The sequence below is a fragment of the uncultured Oscillibacter sp. genome, assembly GCF_910587525.1.
GTDB lineage: Bacteria > Bacillota > Clostridia > Oscillospirales > Oscillospiraceae > Oscillibacter.
Genome location: NZ_CAJULS010000177.1, coordinates 1 through 3,711, shown reverse-complemented (window position 1 = coordinate 3,711; position 3,711 = coordinate 1). Strand labels below are relative to the sequence as shown.

Here is a 3,711-nt window from a genome sequence, read left to right as displayed (position 1 = left end):
TGCCGGGGATAACCTGGAGAATCATGACCTTACCGAACTTGCTGGGGTCCTGGCACAGAAGTCCCGTGCCCGCCTCGCCGGCAATGCCGGTGCCCTTGGCGGAACCGATACCGGGCAGCACCGCCGCAAGGCCAGCGCCCAGCAGGGCCAGCGCCAGACCGCCGAAGGCCCCCAGGAAGGACTGTGCCGCCGCATTTTGTTCAATTGCCTGAATGATATCCGTACCCATAGTTGTGTTCCTCCTAAATTTTGATTACTTTGTGATGTCCACGTATTTCGTCTCCATGGCCAGGGGCCGGAAGGGCCTGCCGCCGTCCTCGTAGAACTTGCCGAAATACTCCAGGCACTGGAGACGCAGATCGTGGACGTAGCAGCCCAGCAGGTTCAGCGCGAAGTTCAGCGCGTTGCCGGCCAGGGAGATGATGAGGAAAATGATGATGTTGTTGGGGATGGCGCCCAATGTATTGAATACCTGAGCGATAACGCTGCCCGCCAGCATCAGAGCCATAAGACGGGCATAGGAGAGAAAATCTCCGAAAAAGCCCGTCACATGGTTGTAGAGGGATCCGAAGATGCCCATGATCTTGCCAAAGCCCTGTCCAGTAACCAGAGGACCGACGACAACCAGGGCCAATCCCGCATAGAGCACGATGTTCGTCACACCCGCAGCCATGAGACCGATACCGGCAAAGACAATCCACCAGGTGGCCTCTTCAAAGATGGCATCCAGTACCGCTCCGGCTTTAAGCTTGCGGATGAAGCTGACGGCCATACCGGTAACGATATGCACGCCGCCCAGCGCAATGGCGCCCACCAGGATCATCAGCGTGTCGTTCAGCGGCGTAAACAGGGCCGGAAGGGCGAAGTCTCCGCCGGTGGTGAGCTTCACCACCTGGGTGAGGAAGTCCCCGAAGAAGCCGCCGGTGATGGCGCCCATGATAAAGGTGGACACGCCGCACAGCTGCATCAGGCCCATCATGTGGCCCATGGTACCCTTGGGCCGGTACTTCCGGGAAATAATCGTACCCGCCAGGAACATCAAAAGCCCGTAGCCCATGTCCGCCATCATGATGCCGTAGAACAGAATGAAAAACGGCGCCATGAGGGGGTTGGGGTCCACGTTGTTGTAGGCGGGGAGAGAGTACATCTCCGTCACCATGTTCAGCGGCCTTGTCAGCCAGTTGTTTTTCAGCTGCACCGGAACCTCCGGAATCTCTTCCTCAGTGGGGTCCGAGGCCTCCCAGGCGCAGCCGAGTTTCTCCAGCAGGGACTGCACGTCCCCCATCCGCTCCGCCGGGGCCCAGCCCTCGAAAAAGAGAATGGTGCCGTCGGTCAGCATCCGCTCTGCATTGACCTCCCGGGCCTCCTCGGCCCGCAGGCGGTCCGTGTAGAGCTGGAGCAGCTCCTTTTCACCGCCCAGCGCGGCGATGGCCTCCGCCGCCCGGGCCTGCGCTCCGTGGTTTTCCTCCAGCTGCCGCTCCAGGTTCTGGAGGTTCTCCGCCGCCGTGCCGGTCAGCCCCTGGAAAGACACCACGCTGAACGCGTGGGGCCGCAGGAGCTCCATCACAGCGCTCTCGTCCGCCCGGTGACAGACAAGCAAGTAGTAATTCTGCTGCTTGTCTGCGCTGAGCTCGTAGAGCTCAGCTGCCGCGTCCGCCGCCGCCGCCAGTTCGGTTTTGATGGCGCCGGTGTCGGCTCCGCCGGGGCACACGCCCATCCGGAACAGCACGCTGGCCGTGCCCTCCAGCTCCAGAGGCATATCCAGCGATCTCCAGGGCTGCAGGGACGCCTGCCTTGCCAGCAGGCGGCTCTCCTCGTTCTGAAGCCGGGTCAGAGCCTGAAGCTGCTCGCCGATATCCCGGCTCACGGCCCTGGCCTTCTCCACGGTCTTCCCGCCGAGGAACTCCGCCTCAGAGACAGGGCGGCGCTGAATAAACAATCCGTCCTTGCTCTGGGCATACTTCTTCAGAGCCGCCAGGGCGGTACCCGCCTGGGTGATATCCTCCTTAGCAGAGAGAAGCCGGGATTGACCCCGCCGCATAAGTGCGGACCACTCCTGCTCCTTTCCGTCCGGCTCACTGATCTCCACGCACCCCAGGCGCAGCAGTCCCTCCAGCAGCTCTTCCCGCCGACCGGCCATCGCTATCACACGGAGCTTCTTCATTTTTACAATGGCCATATCAGTGCTTCACAACCCTTCCGACAATAAACTCCGCGGCCTCCTCCAGGTGTTGTCCGGCCGTCTCCCGCAGGGCGGCGGCCGCAGCCTGTGCGGCGCGATCAATCTCAGCGGCCCGCTCCGCGGATCTGGCCTCCGCCTGCCGCAGCAGCTCTTTTCCGCTCTCAGCCGCATCGGTCCGCGCTTGCTGCAAAAGTGCAAGCCCTTCCCGCTCCGCGTCGGCGACAAGCCTTTGGGCCTCGCCCTCTGCAGCCGCTTTGCGCTCCCGGTTTTCGGTCTCGACCTGCGTGACCTTTTCGATTGCTTCCAGGGACATCCGTTTTCACCTTCTCTCCTGCAACACGATTTTAACGCCGTCGTCAGGCCGTCCGCCAGGGATATGAACGGCCTCACAAAGCAATGTCATTAAGTTAAGGAAATTTACCAAATAATGGGGGATGCAGAAATGTTTTGGATTCTGCTTGTTTATCTAAAATCTAAGAACATTTTGATACCCCATTATTTGAAAACTGGTCTTAACTTAATGACATTGCCTCACAAAGGCGTATTTATCATACCATATCCACTCCCACAACGCAAGAGATTTTTCCCAGTTCCGGCGCTTTTTGCCATTCCTCTTTTTGGGCGGCAGCGGCGCTTTTCTCCAGTCTTTCCCTCTTATTCTGGACCCGGTTTTCCATTTTATTCCCCATAATGCCGCCGTTCCAAAGAGATCGGTTCTATATTTACAGGCCATTCCTTCATTCCGAAGCGGCAGCCGGCCCGCCTTTGTCTGCCACGATCTCGCTCTGACCGCCGCAGGCGCGCAAAGGCGCACGGCAGAACCACTGTCCGCCGCACGCCTGATCAATGCCTGTTTTCCTCTTTTTCCTGGCGCTCCAGCAGCGCCTCCAGCTCCTTCAGCTCTGTGTCGGACTGGTCCATGGCCCGGGGTAGCTGGGTGAGGTTCACCTCAATTTTCCGCAACTCGCTGTTGACATGGGCGGCAGTGGTTTCAAATCCCTCCATCAGCGTCCGGTACTGGGCCTGAAACTGGTCCGCCAGCCGCCGCAGGCGGGTGCCGGTCTCCTCCTCCAGAGCCGCAGTCCGCCGCCGGGACGCCTCCTCTGCGGCCTCCGTCCGTTTCCGGCTCTCCTCTTCCAGGTCCACCGCGCGCCGGCGGGCCTCGCACTCAATGGCCCCCAACTGATCCCGAAACCGGGCGTAGGCCTCAGCATCGGCCCGCAGGGATTCCATTTGGGCGCTCAGCCGCTCCACCTCCGGCTGCAGAGCCTCCAGCTCTTCCCGCCGGGCACTCTCCCGGGTCAGCTTCTCCTGTAAGCGGGCATTCTCCGCCTCAAGGGTCTCCAATTGCCTCTGGAGCTCCGAGACCTGTCCCTCCATCGCCTGAGATTCCCGGCGCAGGCCGTCGTTTTCCTGCTGGAGCTTTTCCTGGGCCTCCGCTGCCTCCCGCGCGCTCTTCTCTATATAGCTGACGACATCCTGCTTGTCAAATCCGCCAAATGCCACGCTCTTAAAAATATTGTTCTCCA

General features: G+C 60.4%; 3 protein-coding genes and 1 pseudogene. All 4 read right to left on the bottom strand.

From position 1 onward, the window contains the following. Positions 1 to 229 (bottom strand): annotated as a pseudogene (locus tag QZ326_RS11860) (permease); the annotation flags it as partial. Between the two features lie 24 nt (positions 230 to 253). Continuing rightward, positions 254 to 2,179, bottom strand: coding sequence for a V-type ATP synthase subunit I (locus QZ326_RS11855; protein ID WP_295745474.1), 1,926 nt, complete (start codon positions 2,177 to 2,179; stop codon positions 254 to 256). A 1-nt stretch (position 2,180) separates the two neighbouring features. Then, the gene (locus QZ326_RS11850) at positions 2,181 to 2,495 is read right to left on the bottom strand and encodes a hypothetical protein (protein WP_295745471.1); all 315 of its coding nucleotides are present in this window, start codon (positions 2,493 to 2,495) and stop codon (positions 2,181 to 2,183) included. A 530-nt stretch (positions 2,496 to 3,025) separates the two neighbouring features. Further along, positions 3,026 to 3,711 (bottom strand): hypothetical protein (locus QZ326_RS11845; protein ID WP_295745468.1); only part of this gene is annotated, 686 nt, incomplete at its 5' end.